The sequence below is a fragment of the Achromobacter sp. ES-001 genome (assembly GCF_019448355.1).
In the GTDB taxonomy this organism is placed as follows: Bacteria; Pseudomonadota; Gammaproteobacteria; order Burkholderiales; family Burkholderiaceae_B; genus Achromobacter; species Achromobacter spanius_B.
Genome location: NZ_CP079940.1, coordinates 4543349 through 4568463 on the forward strand (window position 1 = coordinate 4543349; position 25115 = coordinate 4568463).

General features: G+C 65.4%; 23 protein-coding genes. 12 read left to right on the forward strand and 11 right to left on the reverse strand.

The window, feature by feature from the left end:
• The first annotated feature begins 13 nt into the window (after positions 1 to 13).
• Positions 14 to 4138: a CheR family methyltransferase gene (locus tag KYT87_RS20445; RefSeq protein WP_219990727.1), complete on the forward strand. Its 4125-nt coding sequence runs from the start codon at positions 14 to 16 to the stop codon at positions 4136 to 4138.
• 18 nt (positions 4139 to 4156) lie between these two features.
• On the opposite strand, the gene KYT87_RS20450 is transcribed toward KYT87_RS20445, so the two are convergent.
• Positions 4157 to 4366: a hypothetical protein gene (locus KYT87_RS20450; protein WP_046807136.1), complete on the reverse strand. Its 210-nt coding sequence runs from the start codon at positions 4364 to 4366 to the stop codon at positions 4157 to 4159.
• A gap of 370 nt (positions 4367 to 4736) precedes the next feature.
• On the opposite strand from KYT87_RS20450, the gene KYT87_RS20455 reads away from it, so the two are divergent.
• Both KYT87_RS20455 and nadE read left to right on the forward strand, forming a co-directional pair.
• The gene (locus KYT87_RS20455) at positions 4737 to 4967 is read left to right on the forward strand and encodes a CrpP-related protein (protein WP_219990728.1); all 231 of its coding nucleotides are present in this window, start codon (positions 4737 to 4739) and stop codon (positions 4965 to 4967) included.
• A 116-nt stretch (positions 4968 to 5083) separates the two neighbouring features.
• Complete coding sequence (nadE, locus tag KYT87_RS20460; protein ID WP_219990729.1) at positions 5084 to 5992, forward strand: ammonia-dependent NAD(+) synthetase; 909 nt, start codon at positions 5084 to 5086, stop codon at positions 5990 to 5992.
• A gap of 64 nt (positions 5993 to 6056) precedes the next feature.
• Here nadE and galU read toward each other — a convergent pair whose 3' ends face one another.
• The 5 genes from galU to glf all read right to left on the reverse strand — a co-directional run bounded on the left by galU (position 6057) and on the right by glf (position 13329).
• Positions 6057 to 6893, reverse strand: a complete 837-nt coding sequence (galU, locus tag KYT87_RS20465) for a UTP--glucose-1-phosphate uridylyltransferase GalU (RefSeq protein WP_046807134.1) — start codon at positions 6891 to 6893, stop codon at positions 6057 to 6059.
• A 94-nt stretch (positions 6894 to 6987) separates the two neighbouring features.
• Positions 6988 to 7878, reverse strand: a complete 891-nt coding sequence (locus KYT87_RS20470; RefSeq protein WP_219990730.1) for a manganese catalase family protein — start codon at positions 7876 to 7878, stop codon at positions 6988 to 6990.
• A 74-nt stretch (positions 7879 to 7952) separates the two neighbouring features.
• Positions 7953 to 9788 (reverse strand): ABC transporter ATP-binding protein, encoded by a 1836-nt coding sequence (locus tag KYT87_RS20475; protein ID WP_219990731.1) that lies wholly within the window; start codon positions 9786 to 9788, stop codon positions 7953 to 7955.
• Between the two features lie 3 nt (positions 9789 to 9791).
• A complete protein-coding gene (locus tag KYT87_RS20480) occupies positions 9792 to 10937 on the reverse strand; it encodes a beta-glucosidase (RefSeq protein WP_120156541.1) in 1146 nt (381 codons plus the stop codon).
• 13 nt (positions 10938 to 10950) lie between these two features.
• Positions 10951 to 13329 (reverse strand): UDP-galactopyranose mutase, encoded by a 2379-nt coding sequence (gene glf / locus KYT87_RS30060; protein WP_219990732.1) that lies wholly within the window; start codon positions 13327 to 13329, stop codon positions 10951 to 10953.
• A gap of 229 nt (positions 13330 to 13558) precedes the next feature.
• On the opposite strand from glf, the gene KYT87_RS20490 reads away from it, so the two are divergent.
• The 4 genes from KYT87_RS20490 (at position 13559) to KYT87_RS20505 (ending at position 15609) form a co-directional block, all read left to right on the forward strand.
• Positions 13559 to 13825 (forward strand): hypothetical protein, encoded by a 267-nt coding sequence (locus tag KYT87_RS20490; RefSeq protein ID WP_104144162.1) that lies wholly within the window; start codon positions 13559 to 13561, stop codon positions 13823 to 13825.
• A complete protein-coding gene (locus KYT87_RS20495) occupies positions 13815 to 14282 on the forward strand; it encodes a hypothetical protein (RefSeq protein WP_052946113.1) in 468 nt (155 codons plus the stop codon). The genes KYT87_RS20490 and KYT87_RS20495 overlap by 11 nt, the downstream gene beginning before the upstream one ends.
• Entirely contained in the window at positions 14279 to 15103 is an 825-nt protein-coding gene (locus KYT87_RS20500; RefSeq protein WP_219990733.1) for a DUF2243 domain-containing protein, read from the forward strand. Before KYT87_RS20495 ends, KYT87_RS20500 begins: the two co-directional genes overlap by 4 nt.
• A 287-nt stretch (positions 15104 to 15390) precedes the next feature.
• Complete coding sequence (locus tag KYT87_RS20505; protein ID WP_046807128.1) at positions 15391 to 15609, forward strand: hypothetical protein; 219 nt, start codon at positions 15391 to 15393, stop codon at positions 15607 to 15609.
• Between the two features lie 38 nt (positions 15610 to 15647).
• Here the strand turns inward: KYT87_RS20505 and KYT87_RS20510 are convergent, their stop codons facing one another.
• From KYT87_RS20510 to KYT87_RS20525, 4 genes are all read right to left on the reverse strand, one after another.
• Positions 15648 to 15980 carry a four-helix bundle copper-binding protein gene (locus tag KYT87_RS20510; RefSeq protein ID WP_046807127.1) on the reverse strand — a complete coding sequence of 111 codons (333 nt, stop codon included), beginning with the start codon at positions 15978 to 15980 and terminating at the stop codon, positions 15648 to 15650.
• Positions 15981 to 16061: 81 nt separating this feature from the next.
• Positions 16062 to 17069, reverse strand: coding sequence for a chemotaxis protein CheB (locus KYT87_RS20515; protein WP_219990734.1), 1008 nt, complete (start codon positions 17067 to 17069; stop codon positions 16062 to 16064).
• Positions 17070 to 17107: 38 nt separating this feature from the next.
• Complete coding sequence (locus KYT87_RS20520; RefSeq protein ID WP_146073912.1) at positions 17108 to 17494, reverse strand: hypothetical protein; 387 nt, start codon at positions 17492 to 17494, stop codon at positions 17108 to 17110.
• Between the two features lie 13 nt (positions 17495 to 17507).
• Positions 17508 to 17687, reverse strand: a complete 180-nt coding sequence (locus KYT87_RS20525; protein WP_104144168.1) for a hypothetical protein — start codon at positions 17685 to 17687, stop codon at positions 17508 to 17510.
• Positions 17688 to 17886: 199 nt separating this feature from the next.
• Here KYT87_RS20525 and KYT87_RS20530 point away from each other — a divergent pair, with 199 nt between their 5' ends.
• The 3 genes from KYT87_RS20530 (at position 17887) to KYT87_RS20540 (ending at position 22675) form a co-directional block, all read left to right on the forward strand.
• Positions 17887 to 21021: a CheR family methyltransferase gene (locus tag KYT87_RS20530; RefSeq protein WP_219990735.1), complete on the forward strand. Its 3135-nt coding sequence runs from the start codon at positions 17887 to 17889 to the stop codon at positions 21019 to 21021.
• Positions 21022 to 21031: 10 nt separating this feature from the next.
• Positions 21032 to 21409 carry a response regulator gene (locus tag KYT87_RS20535; RefSeq protein ID WP_046807122.1) on the forward strand — a complete coding sequence of 126 codons (378 nt, stop codon included), beginning with the start codon at positions 21032 to 21034 and terminating at the stop codon, positions 21407 to 21409.
• A gap of 66 nt (positions 21410 to 21475) precedes the next feature.
• Entirely contained in the window at positions 21476 to 22675 is a 1200-nt protein-coding gene (locus KYT87_RS20540) for a mechanosensitive ion channel family protein (protein WP_255593359.1), read from the forward strand.
• Positions 22676 to 22848: 173 nt separating this feature from the next.
• On the opposite strand, the gene KYT87_RS20545 is transcribed toward KYT87_RS20540, so the two are convergent.
• Positions 22849 to 23103: a hypothetical protein gene (locus KYT87_RS20545; protein WP_046807121.1), complete on the reverse strand. Its 255-nt coding sequence runs from the start codon at positions 23101 to 23103 to the stop codon at positions 22849 to 22851.
• Between the two features lie 179 nt (positions 23104 to 23282).
• On the opposite strand from KYT87_RS20545, the gene KYT87_RS20550 reads away from it, so the two are divergent.
• Positions 23283 to 23813, forward strand: a complete 531-nt coding sequence (locus KYT87_RS20550; protein WP_104144171.1) for a CinA family protein — start codon at positions 23283 to 23285, stop codon at positions 23811 to 23813.
• A gap of 172 nt (positions 23814 to 23985) precedes the next feature.
• Positions 23986 to 24822, forward strand: coding sequence for an alpha/beta fold hydrolase (locus KYT87_RS20555; protein WP_120156548.1), 837 nt, complete (start codon positions 23986 to 23988; stop codon positions 24820 to 24822).
• Positions 24823 to 25115 lie beyond the last annotated feature (293 nt).

Below are 25115 nucleotides of genomic sequence, written 5' to 3' on the forward strand. Positions count from 1 at the left end.
AGCCCTCCCCCCCATGTCCAACGTTCCTTCAGCGCCGGTCAACAAGCCGGGTCTTGCCATCAGCGATTTGCACTTTCCTGTTGTGGGCCTCGGCGCCTCGGCGGGGGGCATCGAAGCGCTACAGGATTTCTTTTCGAACACCCGCGACGAATCCAACATGGCTTACGTGGTGATCGTGCATTTGTCGCCCGACCACGAAAGCGTGCTGGACAAGATCTTGCAAGCCACGACCCGCATGCCGGTCGTGCAGGTGACCCACCCGCAGCGCATCCAGAGCAACCACGTCTACGTCATCCCGCCGGCCTCGATGCTGGCGATGAACGACGGCTATTTAAGCGTGTCGCCCGCCAGCCAACCGCAAGGCACGCGCGTCGCCATCGACGAATTCTTCCGCACGCTGGCCGACGTGCACACCACGCGCGCGGTCGGCATCGTGTTGACGGGCGGCGGGTCGGACGGGTCGGTGGGCCTGGCGCGCATCAAGGAACAGGGCGGCGTCACGTTCGCGCAGCAGCCCGAAGACGCCGAACACGACGCCATGCCGCGCAGCGCCATCGCGACCGGCATGGTGGACATCATTTTGCCGGTGGCGGCCATGCCCGAGCGGCTCAAGCAGATTGCCGACAACATGGCGGCCATCCATATCCCGCGGCTGTCCCAGGCCACCGGATCGGCGGCCGACGCGGTGCACGAAGCCGATCCCGACAAAGAAGACCGCAACGCGTTGCGTGACATCCTGACGCTGCTGCGCGCCCGCACCGGCCACGATTTTCGCCATTACAAGACCGCGACGGTCCTGCGGCGCATCGAACGCCGCATGCAGGTGACCGGCGTGTCCACCTTGACCGCATACGGCAAGCTGCTGCAAGACCGCGTGGAAGAAACGCCGCTGTTGCTGTCGGACATGCTGATTGGCGTGACGCAATTTTTTCGCGACAAAGAAGCTTTTACGTCGCTGGATAATTTCGCGCTGGCCAAGCTGTTCGAGCGGCACCAGAAAAATCCCGGCAGTCCCATGCGGGTCTGGGTCGCGGGCTGCTCGACCGGCGAAGAGGCGTATTCGCTGGCGATCCTGCTCAGCGCGCGCGCCGACGCGCTCAACTACAGCCAGAAGATCCAGCTGTTCGCCACCGACATCGACGAGGCCTCTTTGGCCACCGGCCGCGCGGGCGCTTATCCCATGGCAATCGAGGCGGACGTGCCGTCCAGCCTGCTGCAAGGCTATTTCACCCGGCTCGAACACGAATACCGCATCAAGAAAGAAGTGCGCGAACGCGTGCTGTTCGCCGTGCACAACGTGCTGCGCGACCCGCCGTTTTCCAAGCTGGACCTGGTCAGCTGCCGCAACCTGCTGATCTACCTGGACCGCGAGGTGCAGCAAGACGTGCTGCGCATGTTCCACTTTGCGCTCAAGCCCGGGGGATACCTGTTCCTGGGCAGCTCGGAATCGGCCGATGCCTGCCCCCGACTGTTCCAGGTGGTGGACAAGCGCAACCGTATCTACGTGGCCAAGGAAACGCCCGCGCAGCTGCGCAACGTGCCGGCGTTGCCGGCCGCCCACGCGTTCGAACGCCCCGGCACCGCCGCCGCGCCCTTGACGCGCAACCGCCACAACAAGGTGTCGTACGCCGATGTCCACCAGCGCGCGCTGGAGATGTACGCGCCGCCCAGTGTCATCGTGGACGCCGAAAGCGACATCGTGCACATGTCGGAACGGGCCGGCAGGTTCTTGCGCCATGGCGGCGGCGAACCGTCGCGCAACCTGCCGTCCCTGGTCTATCCGGAACTGCGCACCGAACTGCGCACGGCAATGTTCCAGGCGCTGCACACGCGCAAAAGCGTCGAGGCACGCCGCGTCAAGATGAAGATCGGAGACCGCCAGGCCTACGTCAACATGGTGGTGCGGCCGTTTCGCCACGAAGAAACGTCCAACGACTACATGCTGGTGCTGTTTGACGAAGTGGAAGACGTGATGAGCCCCGAAGCCATCGCGCCCATCGTCGGCGCCTCGGCCGTGCTGACGCAACTGGAGGCCGAGCTGCAAGGCACGAAGGACCAGCTGCAATCCACTATCGAACAATCCGAGACCTCCACCGAAGAATTGAAGGCTTCCAACGAAGAGTTGCAGGCCATCAACGAAGAGCTGCGCTCGGCCACCGAAGAGCTTGAAACGGGCAAGGAAGAGTTGCAGTCGGTCAACGAAGAGCTCATCACGGTCAACGCCGAACTGAAGTCCAAGGTGGACGAGACGGCCAAGATCAACGACGACTTGCAAAACCTGATTGCGTCCACCGACATCGCCACGTTGTTCGTCGACCGCAAAATGCACATCCAGTGGTTCACGCCACGCGCTACCGACGTGTTCAACGTCATCAACAGCGACGCGGGCCGCTCGCTGCTGGACATCACGCATCGGCTGGACTACCCCGACATGGCGCGCGACGCGGCAGGCGTGTTTGAATCCCTGCGCGCCGTGGAACGCGAAGTGTGCAGCGATGCCGGCCGTTGGTATCTGGCCAGGCTGCTGCCCTACCGCAGCGCCGAACACCGCATCGAAGGCGCGGTGCTGACCTTCATCGACATCACCGACCGCCGCCAGGCCGAAGACCGCGTGCGGCTGGGTGAAGCGCATCTGAAGCTGATGACGGAAAGCGCGCGCGACTTCGGCATCCTGACGCTGGACAACGACGGCATCATTACCAACTGGAACGTGGGCGCCGAGACCATGTTCGGCTACAGCCGCTCAGAGGCCATCGGCAAGTCGTTCTCCATCATCTTCACCGACGCCGACAACGAAGCCGGCCGACCACAGAAAGAGCTGGAGCGCGCCCGGCATATCGGCTATGCGCCCGACGAACGCTGGCACCGGCGCAAGGACGGCGGCCTGATCTTCTGCACGGGCGGCGTCAACCGCATGGACGACCCGCACTATCAGGGCTTTGCGAAGATCGTGCGCGACGTGACGGAACTGAAGCTGCGCGATGCCGAACAAGAGTCGCGCCTGGACCGCGCGCGCGCCGACAACGTGCTGAAGGACGAATTCTTCGCCATGGTGTCGCACGAGCTGAAGCATCCGCTGAACCTGATCCAGCTGAACGCGGAATTGCTGGCGCGCACGCCGGCGGTGCGCAATTCCCCGGCAGCGGCCCGCTCGGCAGACCTGATCCAGCGGTCGGTCAAAGGGCAAGCGCGCATCATCGACGACCTGCTCGACCTTTCCCGCGTGCGCACGGGCAAGCTGGGCCTGAACCAATCGATATTCGATATCACCGCGATAGCCACCAACATTCTTGAAGTGCTGGGCCCCGTGGCCAGCACGGCAGGCCTGACGCTGCGCGGCGAGTTCGACCCCAACCGCGCCATCCATCTGAATGCCGATCCGCTGCGCGTGGAGCAGATCATCTGGAACCTGCTGAACAACGGCATCAAGTTCACCCCGCCGGGCGGCACCGTCACGCTGAAGCTGGACGTGGAAGACGAACGCTTGCGGCTGGATGTCATCGATAACGGCCAGGGCATCGACGCCCAGTTCCTGGGCAAGGTGTTCGACATGTTCAGCCAGGCGGATCTGCGCCAGCGCAATATGGCCAGCCCCGGCCTGGGTATCGGCCTGGCGGTGGCCAGCGAACTGGTCAAGGCCCACGGCGGCACCATCCAGGCGCATTCGGATGGCAATGGGCGTGGCGCGCGCTTCACCGTGCGCATGGCGCTGGCCAACACACAGCAACAGGAAGTGCAGCTGCCGCTACCCGGCGAGAGTCCCCTCAAAGGGTTGAAGGTGCTGATCGTGGATGACTCCGAGGATATTCTTCACATCATGCGCGAGCTGCTCGAAATGGAAGAGGCCTGCGTCACGGCGGTGGGCAGCGGCCGCGAGGCGCTGGAAGCATTCGCGAATGCGCCGTTCGACCTGCTGCTGTCCGATATCGGCATGGCCGACATGGACGGGTATGAGCTGATCCGCGCCATTCGCGAAAAGCATCCGGACAGCGCGGTGCCGGCCATCGCACTGACCGGCTTTGGTTCGAAGGAAGACATGAACGAGGCGCTGCAAGCCGGCTATTCCGCGCACATCAGCAAGCCGGTGTCGCTGGACAACCTGCTGGACATCGTGCGCCATCTGCGCGACGGCGGCTAAGGGGGAACGCGGCGCGCTTCAGGCGCCGGCCTGCCCTTGCCCGGAACTCCGGTGGCCCGCCAGCACCTGAAACGCCCGCGCCACGTCGTCGGGAATTTCGGTATCCAGCACGTCGTGCTTCCACCCCCGCTTGGGCGGCCACGGCACGCCCAGCAGCGCCAGCTGCTTCTGGTTATAGCCGCCGCCCGCGGTTTGCCATCGCAGCAGCCATTCATTGGTGACTTCCATAAGGCTCACCTCAAAGAAGGAACGGCCGCTATCGCAGCCAGATCGCTACCGCCCATACCACGAGCAAGATCGCCACAAGCGCTCCGATAAAGGTTGCGAACTGCCGCCACGGCCCACGGCCGGAAGTGGACTTGCGCGCAGCGTGTGCTTGAGCTTCGTCCGAAGACGGCTGAGTAGGGTTTGGCGTTTTCATTTCAGCTCCGATCCGCCCGAACGGCGGCGATGCCTGGCATGCGTTGTCCAGCACGTAGCGTGCCCAAGCCGGACCCCGGGGGTCCCGCCACGCTATGCCGTCTAGTGCTGCCACACTATTGCAGCTGTCAGGGTCTGCGCTCATACTCGGCGCTCACACAAACATCAAGGTTCCGAGATGGAAAAAGACATCCAAAATCAGGGTGCACAGGCCGCCCGGAACGGGTGGAGCCTGTTCGATTGCCCCTACCTGCGGGCGCAACAAATGCCCGGCCACACCGGCGAGCCCATCTCCGAATGGCGCGCCAAGGTCGCCGCCTGGGAAGCCGGCTGGAAGACGGAAGTGGAAAGTTGGCTGGGCCGTTCCCAACCGCCCGCCGTCGTGCGCGACACGCCGGTACTGCACTGACGCCAGCCGCTTTCCCCTGACTATCCGGGGCCGGGTTCGGTACTTGCTACCGCCCCTCAGGTGCACATGGCGGACGCCGGTCCGCCGCATTCGCAACTGTGGAGGGAGACCTGATCATGGCTCGGAATACCAACACGCAAGATCGCCAAGCTGCCATTGCGTGTGAACTCGGCGTCCAGCAAGGCTTCGACTCGGCCCGCGAGCTCGAAAGCCGGATCGCATTCCTGGAGGATTATTTATCAGACACCGGAAAATCCGGCTATGTGCTGGGCATCAGCGGCGGCGTGGATTCGACGGTGGCGGGAAGAATGGCGCAGTTGGCCACCGAGCGGCTGCGGCTGAAGGGACGCCGGGCGTTCTTCGTGGCGGTGCGCTTGCCGTACGGCGAACAGCACGACGAAGAGGATGCCGCGCGCGCGCTGGACTTCATTCGCGCGGACCACGTCATGCAAGTCGATATCAAGCCGGCGGTAAATGCCCAGCGTGACGCGCTGGAAGCAGCGGGATTGGTATTCACCGACAAGGCAGCGGAAGACTTCGTCGCTGGCAACATCAAGGCGCGTCAACGCATGGTGGCGCAATACGCGATTGCCGGCGCGCTGGACTGCCTGGTCATCGGCACCGACCAGGCGGCGGAAGCGCTGATGGGCTTTTTTACCAAGCACGGCGATGGCGCGGCCGACCTGCTGCCGCTACGCGGTCTGACCAAGCGGCGCGTGCGCGCGCTGGGCGTGGTGCTGGGTGCACCCGCCAAGCTCATCACCAAGGCCCCCACGGCCGACCTGGAATCGCTGCGGCCGGGCCTGCCGGACGAGGTGGCGCTGGGCGTCTCGTACGACGAGATCGACGATTTCCTGGAAGGCCGGCCGGTACGCGACGATGCGCGCGAGACGATCCTGAAGCAATACGACGCGACCGCGCACAAGCGCTTGCCGGCCGCCGCGCCGCCAGCGCCCGGCACGGACGATCGGGGCAGCGGCAACGACGCCCCCAACGGCAACGGGCACCCCTCGGCGGCGGCTTAGGACTTCCAGGCCCCGCGCGGGGCCAAGGGGCCGCGGGGCAGCCTCTTAGCCCCGCCCCAGCCCATCACCCCACCATGCCGTGGTACTTGCGCCCGATTTCCATCGTGGCGCGGTAGAACCCTTCCTTGCTGCCGCAGTCGTAGCGCACGCCGTCGTACTCGTAGCCGTACACCTTGCGATCCTGCAACAGCGACGCGATGGCGTCGGTCAATTGAATTTCGCCGCCCACGCCCGGTTGAGTGGCCTTGAGCGCGTCAAAGATCTGGGGCTCAAGAATGTAGCGGCCCACCACCGCGAGCTCGCTGGGCGCGTCCTCGGGCTTGGGCTTTTCCACGATGCCGGACACCTGCACGACGCTTTGCGAGGCCGGCTTGCCCGACACGATGCCGTACTGATTGGTCTGGCTGCGCGGCACGTGTTGCACCGCCAGCACGCTGCCTTCGAACTCGCGCGCCACTTTCATCATCTCGCCGATCACCGGCGTGTCGGCGTCGATCATGTCGTCGGCCAGCAGCACCGCGAACGGCTCGTCGCCCACGATGGCCGCCGCGCACATCACGGCGTGGCCCAGCCCCAGCGCGGCGGGCTGACGCGTGTAGACGCATTTGACGGAATCGGGAATCACGTTGCGCACGCTGTCCAGCAACGCCACCTTGTTTTTCAATTCCAGGTCGCGTTCCAATTCAGGCATGCGGTCAAAGTGGTCTTCAATGGCGCGCTTGTTGCGGCCGGTGACGAAGATCAATTCGGTAATGCCCGCCGCCACGGCCTCCTCGACGGCATATTGGATCAGGGGCCGGTCAACGATGGGGAGCATTTCCTTGGGCATGGCCTTGGTGGCCGGAAGGAAACGCGTGCCCAGGCCGGCAACGGGAAACACCGCTTTTCGAATGGGAAGCATGGCTTGGCTCTCACTGTGATGACAACCCGGAACGGGGTGCCGGAATTGAGCAAAAATCGTGCCCGCGATCCGGGTTGCCTGGGAGCCGGTGGCATCACGTCAATTTATCGGCGGCGCCCGGCCCCTGACCCAGCTCCGCGCCCGTCTCCGGGTCCGCCGAGGGGTCCGACGCGGTGCGTGCCACCATGGCTTGCAGCGCCAGCGTTTCTTCTTCCGTCAGCCCAACGCTGGCCATGCCGTCGCCATCGATGGCGCGCTGATCTTCGCGGGCCGTCACGTAGGTGAAGTTTTCGTCGCTGTTCCACGAACCGCGCATATCCCCTTCGCCCTGCGACATGTTGAAGTACACGTTGGCAAAGCGCGGGTCGCCCGGCAGCTTTCCGGGCGGGAAATTGGGCTCCATGGAATACAGCGCCTTTTCAAAGGACCGCTGGTGCGCGACTTCGCGCGTCATCAAAAAGCCCAGGGCTTCCTTGACGCCGGGGTCGTCCGTGGCGTTGATCAAGCGTTCGTAGATGATCTTGGCGCGGGCTTCGGCGGCGATGTTCGAGCGCAAGTCGGCGGACGGATCACCGATGGTGTCGATATAGCCCGCATTCCACAGCTGGCCGCCCGAGTTGGTTAGCGCCGGCCCGCCGCCGTACAGCACTTGCGTCACGTGCGAATCGTTGCCCGGCCCGTTCAAGCGCCGGTAGATCTCGGCCTCGGATTCGGTGGCTTCGGCCAGCGCGCCCTTGGCGCCCTTGTTCAGCATGGCCACCATGGTCCCGATCACTTCCAGATGGCTCAGTTCTTCGGTGGCGATGTCCAGCAGCATGTCTTTGCGGCCGGGATCGTCTTCGGCAATGGCCTGTGTGAAATATCTACACGCCGCCGCCAGTTCTCCTTGCGGCCCGCCAAATTGTTCCAGCAGCAGGTTCGCCAGACCGGGATTGGTCTGCGAGACGCGGACGGTGTACTGCAATCGTTTGTTGTGAGCAAACATGGTTTATCTCCTTTGACGCCGTTCCCCTAATGGCCCGGCTGCCGCGACCCTCGCAACCGCCATGCCGAAACTGCCTACGCCTGCTTGAGCTGGCCTTCGCGCGCGGCGCGCGCATCGTCCAGCGATTCCACCGACCCGTCGTCATGCGGCATCGCGCCCTTGCGGCTGGCTTGCAGGTCCCACAGCGCGCGGAACGGCCCACGCGCGCGCAGCAGTTCATCCAGCGTGCCGTCTTCAACGACCGCGCCGTTTTCCAGCACCACGATGCGGTCGTAGCGCGCCAACGAAGACAGGCGGTGCGCGGCGGCCACCACCGTGCGGCTGCGCATCAGTTCCGCCAGCGCGCGCTGGATCAGCATTTCGGAATGGCTGTCCAGCGCCGAGGTGGCTTCGTCGAGCAAGAGAATGGGTGCATCTTTCAAAAATGCGCGCGCAATACCGATGCGCTGGCGTTCGCCGCCGGACAACATCGCGCCGCGTTCGCCCACCACGGTGTCATAGCCCTGCGGCATCTTGCTGATGAATTCGGCGCAATGCGCCTGCGCGGCCGCTTGCAGCACCTCTTCCTCGGACGCATCCGGACGGCCATACCGGATGTTCTCCATCACGCTGCGGCGGAACAGGCTGATGTCTTGCGGCACCACCGAGATCGCGTCCTTCAGGCTTTCCAGCGTGGCGTGGCGGATGGGTTGCCCGCCGATCAAGATGCTGCCGCCGTCCGGTTCGTCGGCCCGTTGCAGCAAGGACAGCAGCGTGGACTTGCCCGCGCCGGAGGCGCCCACCAAGCCGACCTTCTGCCCTGCCGGTATCGTCAAGGACACGCCCCGCACCGCGCGATTGCCGCCTGGGTAGGTGTAGTGCACGTTGTCGAACACGATGGATGCGGATTCCGGGCGCAGCGGTCGCGCCCCGGGCAGGTCGGGCACGGCGGGCGGACGCGCCACCACGCGCAGCATTTCGCCGATGACGCCAAACTGCTGCGCGGTGCCGACCAACGCCAGGGCCAGGTCGCGCGACCCATGCAGGATGCGAAAGGTCAGCGCGCTGACCACCACCACATCGCCCGGCGTGGCGTTGCCGCGTTGCCAGGAATGCAGCACCCAGAACAGCATGGCGCTGGCCGCCAGCCACAGGCAGGCATCATGGATCACGCGGGCTTTTTCCACGTACATCCAGCTGCGGCGTTGCGCGCGGGCTTCTTCGCCCAGCGCCCGCTCCAGCCGCGCGCGCTCACGCGCCTGGGCCGAAAACGCCTGCACCGCCCAGATGTTCGAAATGGCGTCGACGATTTCGCCGCCGACGTGGGCCGCCTGTTCGCCATAGTGCTGGTGCAGGCCGCGCCCCCGGGCGCCAAAGGCGATGATGACCGCGCCCAACACGATCACGAAGCACAGCAAGGCGGTAGCCATGCGCCAGTCCACCGTCGACAACACCACAATGGCGCCGATGAAGTCCACGCAGGGCGGAATGATGCTCCACACCGCCGCGCCATAGATCGCGCCCGCCGCCGTGGCGGTGGCGGTGATGCGGTTGGCCAGCGCGCCGGAATGGTGCTGGCGGAAGTAGCGCGTGGAGTGGTGGCTCAGGTGTTCGAACAGTTCCACCCGCAAGGCCGCGCAGGCCGCCACGATGTTGCGGCAGCCCAGCCAGCCGCCACTGCGCCACAACGCCGCTTCGACGGCGATCAGCGCCAGGAACACGCCCAGCGGCCACCACACATCACCGGCCGACGCCTGCCCGCCGGCCATGGCGTCCACGATCAGCTTCATGGCGTACTGCACGGCGACCGAGCACGTGCCGGCCAACACCACCACGAAGGCCAGCAACCCGAACGCCAGCCGCCGCTGGGCAACGTAGCGCCAGATAAACGCCAACGGTCGGGTGGGCAATGCTTGTTGATCCGACGACATGGTTCAACCCCCTAGTGCAACGGCGCGCGGCGCGTCCAGCAAGCCGGCCGGGCCATCACCAAAGCGCGCTGCCTGTTTACGCAGCTCGACTTCCAACGGCGCGTAGACCGCGCGTTGGCCTGTGTCCGACGGCGCGCTGAGCAAGCCGGTCGAACAGTAGCGGTTGTCTTCCCACCCGGGGTAGTCCGTGACCGGGTACAGGCAGATGCCCGCCACATCCACTCCCGCGCCGCGCGCGAGCAGCGCCTGGTCCGCCACGTAGCGCAGCCACGGCGCGCGCGCCGCGCCTTCCGCGCCCGTCTCTGCGATCAGGATCGGACGGCCATGGCGCTGCGCCTGCTCTGCCAGCAACTCCCCCAGCGGCCGGTAGCGCGGGTCGTCATGGCGCAACTGCGGGCCGCAATGCAGCCACTGGTTGTGCGGGTAGTAATTGACGCCCACGATATCCAGGTAGCGCTCGTCACCGCCCAATTCCGGCTGCGTGCGGCCGGTGATCATGTCCACCGCTTCGAACTGCGAGGCGTTGGCGGCGGCGGCCGGGCCGTCGTCACCGGGTTGCCACGGATGCACCGCAATCATCGGCTCGGCGGCCAAAAAACGCGCGCCGGGATCGATCTCGCGAATGGCGTCGGCCGCCTGCACAAAGGCCCGCACCAACTGCCGCTTAAGCTCGCCTCCCCGCCCGGTGCCGCATGGGCTGAAGTGCGCCATGTCGCCGCCTGCCCAGCTCCAGTACGAAATCTCGTTGATCGGGCAAAACCAGGTCGGCAGCTCCGACTCTTGTGCGATCAGGCGCGCGACGGCGGCGGCATAGCGCGCAAACGCCTCGGGAAAGCGGCTGGACCAGATGTCGATCCACTGGGGCCAGCCAAAGTGGCATAAATCCCAGATGACCTGCATGCCGGTCGCGCGCGCCGCCCGCAACATGGGCAGCACGCTGGACCAGTCGTAGGCATAGGGCGCCGGGTTGACCAGGTGCCAGCGCACGCCGTCGCGCGCGGTGCGCAGCCCCAGCGACACGGCGTGGGCATAGTCCGACTCGGCCCATTGGGCGTGGCCGGTGGAGGCCAGCAGATCCAGCTGGCGTCCGTCGGGAAAGCGGTGGCATGAACATTCGAAACCCGCCAGGAAAGCACTTTGAAAATGCATCGGGCGCCCCCGCTCAGGCGACAAGCGCGGTGTGCACCTCGGCGTTCTTCGCGGCGATGGCCTCGTACGTGGCCAAGGCCTGCGCGACCACCTGGTCCATGTTGTAGTAGCGATACGTGGCCAAGCGCCCCACGAAATGCACACCGGGGGTGGCATCCGCAAGCGCCTGGTAACGCTGGAACAGCGCGGCGTTTTCGGGTCGCGGGATCGGGTAGTAAGGGTCGCCCTGCGCCGACGGATATTCGTAAGTGATGGCCGTGCGCGCATGCTGCTGGCCGGTCAGGTGCTTGTATTCCGTGACGCGGGTGTACGGCACATCTTCGGATGGGTAATTCACCACGCCCACCGGTTGATGCCATTCTTCGTCCAGCGTTTCGTGGCGGAACTTCAAGGATCGATACGGTAGCGCACCGAAGCGGTAGCCGAAGTATTCATCGATGGGGCCGGTGTAGATCAGGCCATCGAAGGTGAACGCGGCGCGGGCTTCTTGATAATCCAGCCCCAGGGCCAGCGATATGTTCGGATGGTCCAGCATGCGTTCGAACATGCGCGTGTAGCCGTGCAGCGGCATGCATTGGTGGCGGTCGGTGAAGTAGCGGTCGTCGGTGGACAGGCGCGTGGGTACGCGGGCGGCCACGGAACGGTCCAGCTGTGACGGGTCCAGCCCCCACTGCTTGCGCGTGTAGCCGCGAAAGAAGGTCTCGTACAGTTCCCGGCCAACTTGCGACACCACGAAATCTTCCGACGTGGCCACGTTGGCGATGGGTTCGGCCACCGACTTCAGGAAGCGCTCGGCCTCTTCGGCCGAAAAGCGCTTGCCGTACAGCTTTTCCAAGGTGGTCAGGTTGATCGGCATGGGGACCAGCCCCTTGGGCGTTTCCGCCAGCACGCGGTGTTCATAGCTGCGCCACGCCGTGAAGCGCGACAGGTATTCCAGCACCTTGGCGGAATTGGTGTGGAAGATGTGCGGGCCATAGCGGTGCAGCAGCAGGCCGGCATCGTTGAAGTAGTCATACGCGTTGCCGCCCACGTGCGGGCGCTTGTCCACCACCATCACGCGCTTGCCGCTGCCGCGCGCCAGCCGTTCGGCAAGCACGCTGCCGGCAAAGCCCGCGCCCACGATCATGTAGTCGTAGTGCCGCACGGTGCCGGCCGACTTGACGGCGCGCGCGGGCTCGTGCGCCGCCGCGCGACGCGTTGCGCTGCTGGTGTAGGCGCGGTTCATCACGCGGCACATGCCGTCCCAGCTGGCGTCCCACGACATCCCACGCAGCGCATGGTCGGCCTTGGCAAGCAGGAGCTCGGGGGTCTTGGTGGCCTGCAACGCGGCCGCGGCGGCGTCCACGAAGGCGGGCGCGTCCCGCGCGATGAACACTACGTCAGAACCGCCATAAGTTCGCACCACGTCGTTGATGGGCGTGGACACCACGGGCCGCCCCGCCGCCAGATATTCAGGCGTCTTGGTCGGGCTGATGAAGCGCGTGGATTCGTTCAGCGCGAACGGCATCAACGCAACGTCCCAACCCGCCAGATAAGCAGGCAACTGGTCATACGAACGCGGTCCCAGGTAATGGATGTTGGCGGCCTGCGGCAATTCAGCGGGGTCTATCTTGACCACCGGGCCAATGAACACAAAATGCCAGTCGGGCGCCAAGGCCGCCACCTCGGCGACCAGACGCGTGTCGAAGCGTTCGTCCAGCACACCGTAGAAGCCCAGGCGCGGACCGGGTATTTCTTGCAAGTCGGCCGGAATTTGCGTGACGGCGCGCGCCTGCCCAAAGTGCGCGCCGTCCACGCTGCTGGGAAACGCGTGCACATTGGGATGCAGGCGGCTCTTGGATTCATACAGGCTGTGGCCGCCGCAAAACACCACGTCGGCGCGCGCCAGCAGGCGCTTTTCCATGTCGACCAATTCCGGCGGCGCGCCACGAAATGCGGACAGCTCGTCCATGCAGTCGTACACGACGAGGCTGGCTTCGACCTGATCCGAGAACGGCAGGCTCATGGGCGTGTAGTACCAGAGCACCGGCCGCGTCACGCCGTCGGCCCAGAGCTTTTCCTGCAACAGTCGGCGGTGGCTTTCCACCCAGTTATCGCGCGCCAGGTGCGGGGTCAGCACGGTGACGCCGTCGCACTGGTTCTCCTCCAGCCAGCCATGCCGCGCGCTGTCCACCCAAACTGGCTCTTCAACGTAATAGACGGTGTGCGAGCGCGCAAACCGGGTCATCAGATGTTGGGGGCGCTGGAACACGAAGTTCCAACGCAAGTGCGAAAAGCAAACGATGGCGGGAGTATCGCGTGCCAGCCATGAGCTGCCCGACAAGGCATCTTCAAGGTAGGTGCGTTCGGCTGCCGGCTGGTGGCCGGATCGAGAGTCGACAGTGCTGCTCATGGGGATACTCCAAAGGAGAAATAAGGGGCAAGGGAAGGGCGCGACGGATGCCGCAATTGGCGTGCCGAAAACTTGCCGATTGCGGGGCCGGATCACGCGGTCTTGCGCAGGCGGGCCGGCTGTCTTGCCGCCTGTTCGCCGTCAGGCTTTTGAAGGCCCTTGCGGCGGCGTCGCGGGCACGCCAATTGCTCGCCTGCCGGACTCGTTGAACCCCGCCAGGAGAGCTCCCATGCCCCAACCCCCATCAGACGGTTCCCGCAAGACCATCCCCGGCCAGCCCGACGTCAACGCTGGCGCGTTGCGGCCGTCGTCCAAACCTCAGGCATCGCGTGACATTCCAGACATTGACCATCCGCCCGCCGCGCGCAGCCACGAGGGCACGGGCTTTGACCGCGCCGAGGCCCAGGAAGAAACCGAGGCGCGCACCGGCACCTTGCCCGGCTCGAACGACACGCGCCCCGCGCCGCCGCGCGAGGAGTCGGAAGATGATCGTTGAAGCCTTTCAACGCCCGGACGGCAAATGGAGCTTTCGCGGCATAGCCATGCTGGGCGTGCAGCAGGACGCCCGCGCCTATCCCAGCTGCGAAGCCGCCGTAGAAGCCGCCCGCACCGAATATCCGGACTACGCGGTGTCCATTGTTGAACCTGAATTCCAGGAGCCCCCCATGAAGCCCACGCAAGCAGAGAAAGCCACCAACCCGCCCACCGCTGGCAGCGGCGCGGTGGAGCCGTCCACCGAGGACCAGGTGGATATCGCCAACCGTGTTCAGGACGGCATCAAGCACGCCGATGACCATAGCGAGAAAGGCCGGCAGCCGGCCACCCGCGCGGGCGGCGTCAAACCCATGGATGGCAACCCCAACCCCGAGCGCGACACCGAAGGCGATACCTTCAAGCCGGCGGACGACACACCGGCGGTGTTGCCCAAACGTTCTGGCCCGGTCTCGCAATGAACGCGCCGCTGCGGGCCGGCCCGGCCGCCACCCTGCCCCGCCGCCATCCGTGGGCGGGTTTTTTATTGGGCTTCGGCATGGGGGGCTTTTTTGACGGCATCCTGCTGCATCAGATATTGCAATGGCACCACCTTCTTTCCGGTCTGAACGCGGCATCCCTGGCTGATTTGCGCGTGCAAGTCGTGGCCGATGGCGTTTTCCACGCCCTGATGTATGCGGTGGCAGGGGCAGGCTTGTGGAGTCTGTACCGCTCGCGCGGTGCCGGCATGCCGCCGCGCAAGCGTCTGCTGGCCGAATTCCTGATCGGCTTTGGCCTGTGGCATGTGATCGATGCCGTGTTGTCGCATTGGGTGGTGGGCCTGCATCGGCTACGCATGGATGTGGCCGAGCCCTTGCCCTGGGAGCTGGCGTGGCTGGTCCTGTTTGGGATCGTGCCGCTTCTGGCGGGGTGGGTGCTGCGGCGGCAAGGAGCGGGCGCGGGGGGCGCGGGCGGCGCGGGCGGCGCCGCCGTGTCCGCGTTGCTGGCCGTGGTCATCACCACGGCGGCGGCCCTGAACCTGTATCCGGTGTCGGCGCCGGCCCAGGACACGTCGGTGGTGGTGTTGCGGCCGGGCGCCAGCGCGGCGGGCTTGCTGGCCGCGCTGGACGGCACGGACGCCCGCGTAGTGTGGGCGGACGCGTCGGGGGGCGTGTGGGTATTGGCGGATGCGCCCAGCGCGACGTTGTTTTCCCTGTTTGGCGCGGGCGCGCTTTACGTCAGCGGCGCCAGCGCACCGGGCGGCTGCTCGGCGTGGATTGCGCCGCGCGACGGGCGGGCCTGATAGGCGCTACCCGTGACGGTGCTGCCGGGACGGCGCTGCCCCGACGGGCGCTGCCCGGGACGGCACTGCCCGGGGCGGGCTCCTGGGGAAGGCGCTCCTGGGGAAGGCGCTCCTGGGGAAGGTGCTCCCGGGGAAGGTGCTCCCGGGGAAGGCGCTCCCGGGGAAGGCGCTCTTCTTTGGGCACGGCACTTGCTGTATAGGACCGCGGCCTGCGCCGCAACCCTTTGCAGACCCGCACGGCGTGGGCGGGACCCTACCACACACGTCCTTGGACTACAGGATCGACCATGGCCTCCCCCACCTTGCCCTCCGTGCCGCAAGCCGCCCCGCTGCCGCTGGCCGGCGCCGCGACCTCGCTTCCGATCACGCCCGCGACTCGTTTGCCGCTTGCCGGTCCCGCAACCGGCTTCCGGCTGTCGCTAGGTATTTTGTTGGCCATCGTGTTCTGGATGGTGGCCGGCTCGCTCCTGGTGACGCTTTGGCTGGCGTCGCAGCGGCTGGCGTAGCCGGCCAGTCGCGCCCGCGCGTGCAGGGCGCCATCCGTTCAGGCCGCCATCTTTTTGCAGCTGTCGGCGCAGCGCCGGCAGGCTGCAACGCAGTCGTCCATGCCACCGACGCCTTCGCAGCTGTCCGCGCAAGCGGCGCATATTTCGGCGCACGCGCCGCAAACGCGATCGTGTTGTTCGATGCCAATCAGCATCGTGTGCGCGGCCGTACGGCAGATTTCTGCGCAGGCCATCATCAGGCGGAAGTGTTCGGGTTCGACATGTTCGCCGCCCGCCTCCAGGCAGTGGTTGGACGCGGTTTGCAGGCAGTGCCGATAGCAGGCCAGGCAGTTGTCGATGCAGGCTTCCATTTCTTTGTTCACGGCGGTCATCGCTGATCTCCTTGCATAGTTATCCCCGGGGTGGGACCGCAAGGGCCGCAAATCGCATTCCTGCCGCGCTCGGCGCGCCGGTCAAGCGATGTCGGTCTTCGCCAAGGGGCCGTCGGTGGTCGCGGCCAGGCTGCGCAGCTGCTGGTAGGCCGCCTCCCATTGCGCCACCGACGCCCGCAACCGGCCCGTGGCGTCGGCCGTTGCGCCGCCCGTAGCGATTTCTTCACTGGCCAGCAAAATACGCTCGCGCAGCAGGCGGGCGGCGGACCAGATGGCATCGTCAACCTGCTCCGCCTGCGCGGCGTTCAGCGAGGCGGACGAAAATGCGTGGCCGGTGTGGCACCGATACCGGACGGGCACGCCCGTGTCCACGCGCCAGATTGCGCCACCACATTCCGGGCAGGTCAGCCCCGCCTGCCGCCCGATGCGTTCGAGCACGGCCGCCGAGGACTGGCCCGTTTCCGTCATGCGCGACTCGGTGCGCAGCGTTTCGGACGGCCCGCTGCCCGCTGCGCGAGGCGCCACTGTTGTGTTGATCGCTTTAGCCATCGCATTTCCAATTTGTTGAAGCGGCAGCACCTGCGCCGTGGGCACGGCCGCGATCGCGTTGGCAGGCATATCCTGCGCCACGCTGTCCTGCGGGTCCTGCACGATGGCAAAACCGCCACACGCGTGCACCGATTTCAGCCCGGCCGAGCCATCGTCCAGGCGCCCGGTCAGGACGATGCCCACGACGCGCGGCCCGTAATGCACGGCGGCTGAACGAAACAACGGGTCCGCCGCCGGCCGCGTGAAGTTTTCCTTCGGGCCACGCGTCAATACTGTGGCGTCATGCTGCAAAATCATGTGCCGGTCGGGCGGCGCGATATAGACGACGCCGGGCGCGAAGGGCTGGCCATCCTCGGCATGTTGCACCTGCCAGCGCGTACGGTTTTGCAGCAGGCTGGGCAGGACGCTGCGGTAGCCGTCCACATGCATCGCCACGAACACCGATGCGCGCAGGCCTGGGTCCAGATCGCCCAACAAGACCTCCAGCGCGGCCAGGCCGCCCGTGGAGACCGCCACCACCACGATGTCTCGGTTTTGCATGATGCGCCGCCTTTGCTTTACATGGCGTCCGGCCTTTTTCAGCGGCCGAACATGTTGGTCTTGTGTCCGCCCGAGCCCGCCTTGCCGCCGGGAATCTGCCCGTCGGGCGCCGGGTTGGCCGATGAGCCCTTGACCGTGCCCTGCCCCTGCACCGGCTGCGACGGCGTGGTGCCCGGCGCGGCCTGCGGCACGGTGGGCGGCGGGCGCGACGGATCGCCTTTGGATGGTGCCGGTGCGCCGCTGTCCGGCGCGGGCCCCTGGGGCGCCGGCGTGCCGGCAGGCGGCGGGCCACCCTGCCCCGCCGGCCCCGCCGGGCCACCGGCCGATTGCGCGAAGGTCAACGGCGCCCAGGCCAGGCCCGCCGCCAAAGCGAGGGCAAGCGCTGAGCGGCGAGCGCCATGCAAACTATGCCCAGGATGTGTCATGGCGTGTTCTCCTTTAAGGCTTGCTACGCGAACCGGCGCCGCGATTGCGCTGGCTCTGCTGATCCTGGCCGGTGCCGATCTGCGTGACATGGCCTTCTTTCTTGCTGCGGTTCTGCGTGTCGCGGTGGCTGGCCTGCGCTTCGCGCGGGGTGTCGTCGGCGGTGGGGTTGGGCTTGTTGTCTTTGGATTTCATCGCGAATTCCTTTTGAAAAGTGGCGCTTGTCTTCCAGCAAGCTGCATTCCTGAAACCGCCGTCGTATAGCACCGTTACCGCACGGTTTTTTCAGGGTGCGTCCCGCATAGGTATGTAGATTTTTCCGACCGGGACACCCATTGATTCCCCGTGCTAACGTCGTCGAATATCATCCTGCTTTTCCCATTTTTGGAACGACATGACCCTTTCCAGTGCCGCTTTTGTTGTGGGTATCGGTGCTTCCGCCGGCGGCGTGGAGGCCCTGGAAGGTTTCTTTGCGGGCATTCCCAAAGAGCCCGACATGTCGTTCATCGTGGTGACGCATCTGGGCCCGGGCCGCGAAAGCCATCTGCCGGAGGTCATCGGCCGCCACACGTCGTTGCCGGTCAACACCGCGGAAAACGACATGGCGATCGAGATGAACCAGGTCTATGTACTGGGGGCGGACGCCGACATCTCGATCAGCCAGGGCCGCATCAAGCTTGCCGCCACGTCCGGCCAGCGCGCCGGGCGGCGCCCCATCGATCAGTTCTTCATGTCGCTGGCACGCGATTATGGCCAGCGCGCGGTGGGCATTGTGCTGTCCGGCAGCGGTTCCGACGGCACCCTGGGCTTGAAGACCATCAAGGAATATGGCGGCATCACCATGGCCCAGGCCCCGAATGGCAACGGGCCGGCCTATGCCGAAATGCCCGACAGCGCCATCGGCGCCGGCATCATCGACTTTGCGCTGCCCGCAGTCGAAATGGGCACGCGCCTGCACATGCTTGACGCCGCGCCAACCTCCCCGATCGGCCTCTTAAGCGCCGACGAAGACGAAGCCATGCCCCCCGAAATGGAAAGGATCAAGTCGGACATCTATGCGATCTTGCTGACCCGCACGGGCCATGATTTCAGCGGTTACAAAAGCAAGACCTTCATGCGTCGCGTGCATCGCCGCATGAAGGTGAACCAGTCGGACTCGCTGGAGGCCTACCTGGCGTACCTGCGGCAAACGCCCCAGGAAGCCGGCGCGCTGTTTCGTGACCTGTTGATCAGCGTGACCGACTTCTTCCGCGACCCCGAAGCGTTCGAGGCGCTGGCCAAGCTGGTGGTGCCGCAGCTGCTGGAAGGGCGCAGCGTTGGCGATACCGTCAGGGTGTGGGTGCCTGGCTGTGCCACCGGCGAAGAAGTCTATTCGCTTGCCATCCTGCTGCGCGAGCACATGGACAAGATGGATACGCCTCCGCGCGTGCAGCTGTTCGCCACCGACATCGACGAGCGGGCGCTGAATATTGCGCGCACGGCCCGCTATCCGGGCACGCTGCTGGACAGCGTCAGCCCGGAACGCCGCGAGCGGTTCTTCATTGCCGATGGCGAAAGTTATCTGGTCAGCAAGCAGATCCGCGAACTGTGCATTTTTTCGCCGCACAGCGTTTTGCGCGACCCGCCCTTTTCGCGCATCGACCTGGTGTCGTGCCGCAATCTGTTGATCTATTTCGGCGGCACCATTCAGAAGCAGGTGTTCCCGACGTTCCATTACGCGCTGCGCAGCGGCGGCTATCTGTTCCTGGGCATGTCGGAAAACACGACGCAGTTCTCCGATATGTTCGGCCCCGTGGACAAAAAGCATCGGATTTTCCAGCGGCGCAGCGACATCGCCGTACGCCCGCGACCGCATTTCAACCTGCCATCGGCGGGGATGCCGTCGTCGCAGGACCTTCTGCATCGGCGCCTGCCGGCCAGTGCCACGGGGCTGCGCCAATCCATCGATTCGCAGGTGCTGAACCAGCATGCGCCACCGCACGTACTGGTCAACAAAGATGGCGACGTGGTGTATTACTCGGGCCGCACGGGCAAGTACCTGGAGGCGGCGGCGGGCGTGCCGACGCGCCAGATCCTGGCGCTGGCGCGCAAGGACCTGCGCCTGGACCTGCGCGCGCTGCTCAACGACGCCATGTCCACCGGCGTGACGGCCACGCGGCATAACGTGGCCATCGAAGGCGACGACGGCCGCGTGCAGCTGCTGCGCCTGACGGTGGACCCTTTGCTGGAGAACCGCGAAGGCGAACCGCTGTACCTGGTGCTGTTCGCCGACGACGGCCCGCCCGTCAGCCGCGAAGAGGCCGACGCCTATCTGCACGCCGCGCACATCGGCGCGGCCGAACAGATTGAAAGCGAGCTGCGCGAAACGCGCGACCGCCTGCAATCGACCATCGAGGAATACGAAACCGCGCTGGAAGAATTGAAGTCATCCAACGAAGAGCTGGTCTCGGTCAACGAAGAGTTGCAATCGTCCAACGAAGAGCTGGAAGCGTCCAAGGAAGAACTGGTGTCGCTCAACGAAGAGCTGCACACCGTGAATGCCGAATTGCAAGGCAAGGTCGACGAGCTGGACCGCAGCAACAGCGACCTGCACAACCTGTTTGCCAGCACCGCGTTCGCCACGCTGTTACTGGACGGCAACCTGGTGATCCGCAGCTTCACGCCGCCCGTGTCAGACGTGTTCCGCATCCTGCCCAGCGACCGGGGTCGGCCCATTACCGACCTGGCCAGCCGCGTCCCGTTGCCCTCGTTCGCGCAAGACATCCAGCAGGTATTTCGATCCCAGGAAGTGATCGAGCGCCGCATTGAAGGCGATGGCGACGCCAAGCACTACCTGCTGCGGCTGGCGCCTTACCGCGATGCCAACAACCGCGTGGACGGCGTGGTCGTCACCTTCATCGACATCACGCAGATCACGCAGGCCGAAAAGCGGCATCGCATCCTGATTGCCGAGCTGCAACACCGCACCCGCAACCTGCTGGCGCTGGTGCAGAGCATTGCGTATCGCACCCTGGGGCGTGGCGAGCCCTATGACCGGCTGGACAGCCGGCTGTCGGCGCTGAGCCGGGTGCAGGGCCTGCTAAGCGATGCGTCGCACGAGGCCGTGGATTTTGGCGAGATCGTGCGCCGCGAGCTGGACGCCGTGGGGCACGGGCAGCACGTGTCGGTGCAAGGCGAGCCCACGTTCGTCAGCGCGGAATGCAGCCAGTCACTGGCATTGGCGCTGCACGAACTGGGCACCAACGCGCTCAAGCATGGCGCCTTGAAATACGCCAGTGGGCAGTTGCAGGTGCAATGGCACACGCGGCCACAGGGCGACGGGCAGACGCTGGTTGTGGAATGGCACGAGTCCGGCCTGCCCACGCCGCCTGATACGCGCCGCAAGGGCTATGGGCGCGAGCTTATCGAACAGGCACTGACGTTCACCCTGCAAGCGCGCACGTCGCTGGATTTCAGGGAAGATGGCCTGCGCTGCCGTATCGAAGTTCCATTACGACCGTCGACCGACTTTAAGATCGCGGCCAAGTAAAAGGATCACCATGACTGAAACTCTCCCACTGTCGGCTTGCAAGTTGCTGATCGTTGAAGACGAATACGTCATTGCGGAAACGCTGGCGGAAGCGCTGCGCGAAGTGGGCGCCGAGATCGTCGGCATGATCGGATGGCTGGACGAGGCGACGCGCTTTGCCGACACACACGCCGGGCAATTCAATTGCGCGGTGGTTGACATCAATTTGCACGGCACGCTGTCTTATCCGCTGATCGATGCGTTGACGGCGCAGGGCGTGCATGTGGTGCTGCTGACGGGGTTTGGCGTCGAGGCCCTTGAAGCGTGCTATCGCGAATTCCCCCGTTGCGAAAAGCCCTTCAACCAGGCCAGATTGATATCGATGCTGCTGTCCCGGTTCGGCCAGTAGCCTGACGCCGCCGCACGGCGGCACAACATTTGCTGCCCACCGCGAGTCCAACCTTGCGGAGGCGGTATGTTGAGTCAATGGATTTCCGGAACGCGCGCGCTCGCGGACCATCCCATCGCCCTGTGGCTGATCGCGGCGGCGGTCGCGGCCACCCTGTATTTGATATTGATCTTTGCGTTCCGCCTCGTGCGCACGCGGCTGGAGCGGCGCGCGGCGCAGCCCGGGCACGGCATGGCGGCGGGCGCGATCCGCGTCATGCAGCGCACCAGCTGGATCCTGCTGGCCATCTTCGCCTTGCTGATCGGCATCGACGTGGCGGGCGCGCCGTTCCCCTGGAGCGAAGGCGGTGCACAACATTTGTGGTTTGTGCTGATCGCGCTGCAACTGGCGCTATGGCTGGACCGCGCGGTGGACGTGGGCTTGAGCCACGCCCTGCACAACCGGGGCACCGTGACCGCAACCTTGCTCAGTTTTCTGCTGCGGGCGCTGGTGTGGGTGATCGCGCTGCTGGCCATGCTGGACAACCTGGGCGTGAACATCACCGCGCTGGTCGCCAGCCTGGGGATCGGTGGCGTGGCCGTGGCCTTGGCGGTGCAGACCATCTTGAGCGACCTGTTCGCGTCGATCTCCATCGGGTTGGACAAGCCCTTTGAAGCCGGCGACTTCATTGTGTTCGGGCAGGTGGCCGGCAGCATCGAGCACGTGGGGCTGAAAACCACGCGCATTCGCAGCCTGGGCGGCGAGCAGATTGTCTGCTCGAATACCGAGCTGCTCAAACAGACCATCCAAAACTACAAACGGATGCAACAACGGCGCATCGTGTTTTCAGTGCGCATTACGTACAAAACCGACGTGGAAAAAGTGGCCGCCGTGCCGGGCATTATTCGTTCGCAGATCGAGGGCCAGAGCGACACGCGCTTTGACCGCGCGCATCTGGCCCGATTTGGCGAGGGCGCGCTGGAGTTCGAGGCGGTCTATTACGTGCTGACGGCGGATTACAACCACTACATGGACATCCAGCAGGCGATCAACCTGGGGATCATGCGGCAGTTGCAGGCGGCGGGCATCGCGCTGGCGTTGCCGGAACAGATCTTGCATATGCAGCGGGATGCGGCGGATGCGGCGCCGGCGGCGGAAGACGCGGCAGGGAATACGGCCGGGAATGTGGCGGGAAATGCGGCGGGATCCTCGCCCGGCAAGGGCGGTGGGTCGGCGGGGGGACGCAACCCGGGGGCGAGTGCGCCGCCCGCGCCGCTACCGGCCTAGCAGCTTAGCGGCTTAGCGGCTTAGCGGCTTAGCGGCGTAGCGGCTTAGCGGCGTAGCGGCTTAGCGGCGTAGCGGCTTAGCGGCGTAGCGGCTTAGCGGCGTAGCGGCTTAGCGGCTTAGCGGCGTAGCGGCTTAGCGGCCGGGCCGGGCGGAAACGCCCGGCATCCCGGCCATTACAGGCCGCGCGTGCTGCGCAGCCATTGCTGGTCGGCGATATTGGCGTCACCCAAGCGGTCGATACCGGGGGTCTGCTGCGGGTCCAGGCCCGGCATCGGATTGGGCAGGGCATCGGGCGGCCAGCGCCCGTCCTTGTCCCGTTCCTGGCCCGGCGCGCGGCGGTCCGGATTCTCGGCCGGGGATTGGTCGGGCTGGCCCTGGTTGGGCTGCGGCGAGGTCGGCTTTTGCTGCAACGTCGACGGGATGTTCATGGCAGGCTCCTGGCGTTGGTGGGGCAACGGCCCCCATTGATGGGATGACGGAATGTCGGGATAACGCCATGCCGGAGCAACTGCCATGCCCGCAACGCCGCCGGGAACGCCGTTTGCTTGGGGGGCACTCGCCTGGGGCAATGGCCATGACAAGGCGGCCCCCTTACCGGAGCGCAACGATGAACGCTATCGAACGAGTCGCGACATTCATGCAGGAAAACGACCTGACGCTGGTGACCGCCGAGTCCTGCACGGCGGGGCTGATTGCGGCCACCCTGGCCGACATTCCCGGCGCCGGCCAATTGCTGGACTGTGCCTTCGTCGTGTATTCCGTTGAGGCCAAGCAGCGTTGCCTGGGGGTGCCGCAGGCCACGCTGCGCTCGCACAATCTGACCAGCGAAGCCGTCGCGCGCGACATGGCGCTGGGCGCGGCGCGCAAAAGCCCCGCGAACGTGGCGGTGTCCAATACCGGCGTCACCGACGCCACCGACGACGAAATTCCCAGCGGCACGCAGTGCTACGCCTGGGTCTTCAAGATGGGCAATGCCGACGCCCACCCCGTGGTGTTCACCGCCACCAAGCGTTTCTCGGGCGACCGCAACAGCATACGCAAGGCCAGCGCCGAATATGCCCTGCAAGGGGTGGTGGAACACTATCGGGCGCTGCAAGAAGGCGGGGGCCGGGCCGGGGGCGGGGGCCAGAATGCCTAGTACTGCCGGCCCCCCCAGTGCAAGATGATTTCGTTCAAAGCCGGTTCATAATCTTCAAGCGCTGCAAGGTGGGCAGCGCTACGCTCAGGGTTTCGCGGCGCCGGGGCCGGCTTGTTCCCAAGCCTGCACCGCCGCCCGCCCTCCCCGTGGCACCTACCCGGAGTACAAGCCCATGAGCACCATCACCACCCCCGACGGCGTGCAGATTTTCTTCAAGGACTGGGGTCCCAAGACCGCCCAGCCCATCATGTTCCACCATGGCTGGCCCTTGTCCAGCGACGACTGGGACGCGCAGATGCTGTACTTCGTGAACAAGGGGTTTCGCGTCATTGCGCACGACCGCCGTGGCCACGGACGCTCAAGCCAGGTCAGCGACGGCCATGATATGGACCACTACGCCGCCGACGCGTCCGCCGTGGTCGAACACCTGGACCTGCGCAATACGGTGCACATCGGCCATTCGACGGGCGGTGGCGAAGTGGCGCGCTATGTCGCCAAATTCGGCCAGCCGCAAGGCCGCGTCGCCAAGGCCGTGCTGGTCAGCGCCGTGCCTCCGCTGATGCTCAAGACCGAATCCAACCCAGGCGGCCTGCCGATGGAAGTGTTCGACGGCTTCCGCGAAGCGCTTGCCGCCAACCGCGCCCAATTCTACGTAGACGTGGCCTCGGGCCCGTTCTACGGCTTTAACCGTTCGGGCGCCAAGGTGTCGCAGGGCGTCATCAACAACTGGTGGCGCCAAGGCATGATCGGCGGCGCGCGTGCCCATTACGAAGGCATCAAGGCGTTTTCCGAAACCGACCAGACCGAAGACCTGAAGGCCATCACCGTGCCCACGCTGGTCATGCACGGCGACGACGACCAGATCGTGCCCATCGACGACGCCTCGCGCCTGTCGGTCAAGCTGCTGAAAAACGGCACGTTGAAGGTGTATCAAGGCTTGCCGCACGGCATGTTGACGACCCACGCCGACATCATCAATCCGGACCTGCTGGCCTTTATCAAGGGCTGATTTACCGCGTGTACCCGGGAAGGGGCGGCGCAAATCGCCCCTTTTCAGAATATTCCGACACACGCATGTGGCAATGGCCTATATACTCGCCTATTGCCGACAGCAGATTGGGCGCCAAACGCGCAAAAACTGCACCGCTTCGACGCTCGAATCAGCCCGGTAATCATCTCTGTCCGGGGTCCGAAGCCTGCTTTAGGGTGGGCTAGCCGCAGTAAGCCGCAACGTCGGCGCGCTGCCCGGGCACGATCCACACCGTACGCTTCGTCGCGGCACCGCTTGAACATTCTCTTCCC

Coding starts and splice junctions, on each gene's coding strand:
- KYT87_RS20550 (WP_104144171.1), top strand. CDS start 23,283: ATGAACGCTATCGAACGAGTCGCGACATTCATGCAGGAAAACGACCTG.
- KYT87_RS20510 (WP_046807127.1), bottom strand. CDS start 15,980: ATGACCGCCGTGAACAAAGAAATGGAAGCCTGCATCGACAACTGCCTG.
- galU (WP_046807134.1), bottom strand. CDS start 6,893: ATGCTTCCCATTCGAAAAGCGGTGTTTCCCGTTGCCGGCCTGGGCACG.
- KYT87_RS20470 (WP_219990730.1), bottom strand. CDS start 7,878: ATGTTTGCTCACAACAAACGATTGCAGTACACCGTCCGCGTCTCGCAG.
- KYT87_RS20480 (WP_120156541.1), bottom strand. CDS start 10,937: ATGCATTTTCAAAGTGCTTTCCTGGCGGGTTTCGAATGTTCATGCCAC.
- KYT87_RS20520 (WP_146073912.1), bottom strand. CDS start 17,494: ATGACACATCCTGGGCATAGTTTGCATGGCGCTCGCCGCTCAGCGCTT.
- glf (WP_219990732.1), bottom strand. CDS start 13,329: ATGAGCAGCACTGTCGACTCTCGATCCGGCCACCAGCCGGCAGCCGAA.
- KYT87_RS20450 (WP_046807136.1), bottom strand. CDS start 4,366: ATGGAAGTCACCAATGAATGGCTGCTGCGATGGCAAACCGCGGGCGGC.
- KYT87_RS20555 (WP_120156548.1), top strand. CDS start 23,986: ATGAGCACCATCACCACCCCCGACGGCGTGCAGATTTTCTTCAAGGAC.
- KYT87_RS20490 (WP_104144162.1), top strand. CDS start 13,559: ATGCCCCAACCCCCATCAGACGGTTCCCGCAAGACCATCCCCGGCCAG.
- KYT87_RS20455 (WP_219990728.1), top strand. CDS start 4,737: ATGGAAAAAGACATCCAAAATCAGGGTGCACAGGCCGCCCGGAACGGG.
- KYT87_RS20495 (WP_052946113.1), top strand. CDS start 13,815: ATGATCGTTGAAGCCTTTCAACGCCCGGACGGCAAATGGAGCTTTCGC.
- KYT87_RS20445 (WP_219990727.1), top strand. CDS start 14: ATGTCCAACGTTCCTTCAGCGCCGGTCAACAAGCCGGGTCTTGCCATC.
- KYT87_RS20530 (WP_219990735.1), top strand. CDS start 17,887: ATGACCCTTTCCAGTGCCGCTTTTGTTGTGGGTATCGGTGCTTCCGCC.
- KYT87_RS20515 (WP_219990734.1), bottom strand. CDS start 17,069: ATGCAAAACCGAGACATCGTGGTGGTGGCGGTCTCCACGGGCGGCCTG.
- KYT87_RS20525 (WP_104144168.1), bottom strand. CDS start 17,687: ATGAAATCCAAAGACAACAAGCCCAACCCCACCGCCGACGACACCCCG.
- KYT87_RS20545 (WP_046807121.1), bottom strand. CDS start 23,103: ATGAACATCCCGTCGACGTTGCAGCAAAAGCCGACCTCGCCGCAGCCC.
- KYT87_RS20505 (WP_046807128.1), top strand. CDS start 15,391: ATGGCCTCCCCCACCTTGCCCTCCGTGCCGCAAGCCGCCCCGCTGCCG.
- nadE (WP_219990729.1), top strand. CDS start 5,084: ATGGCTCGGAATACCAACACGCAAGATCGCCAAGCTGCCATTGCGTGT.
- KYT87_RS20500 (WP_219990733.1), top strand. CDS start 14,279: ATGAACGCGCCGCTGCGGGCCGGCCCGGCCGCCACCCTGCCCCGCCGC.
- KYT87_RS20535 (WP_046807122.1), top strand. CDS start 21,032: ATGACTGAAACTCTCCCACTGTCGGCTTGCAAGTTGCTGATCGTTGAA.
- KYT87_RS20475 (WP_219990731.1), bottom strand. CDS start 9,788: ATGTCGTCGGATCAACAAGCATTGCCCACCCGACCGTTGGCGTTTATC.
- KYT87_RS20540 (WP_255593359.1), top strand. CDS start 21,476: ATGTTGAGTCAATGGATTTCCGGAACGCGCGCGCTCGCGGACCATCCC.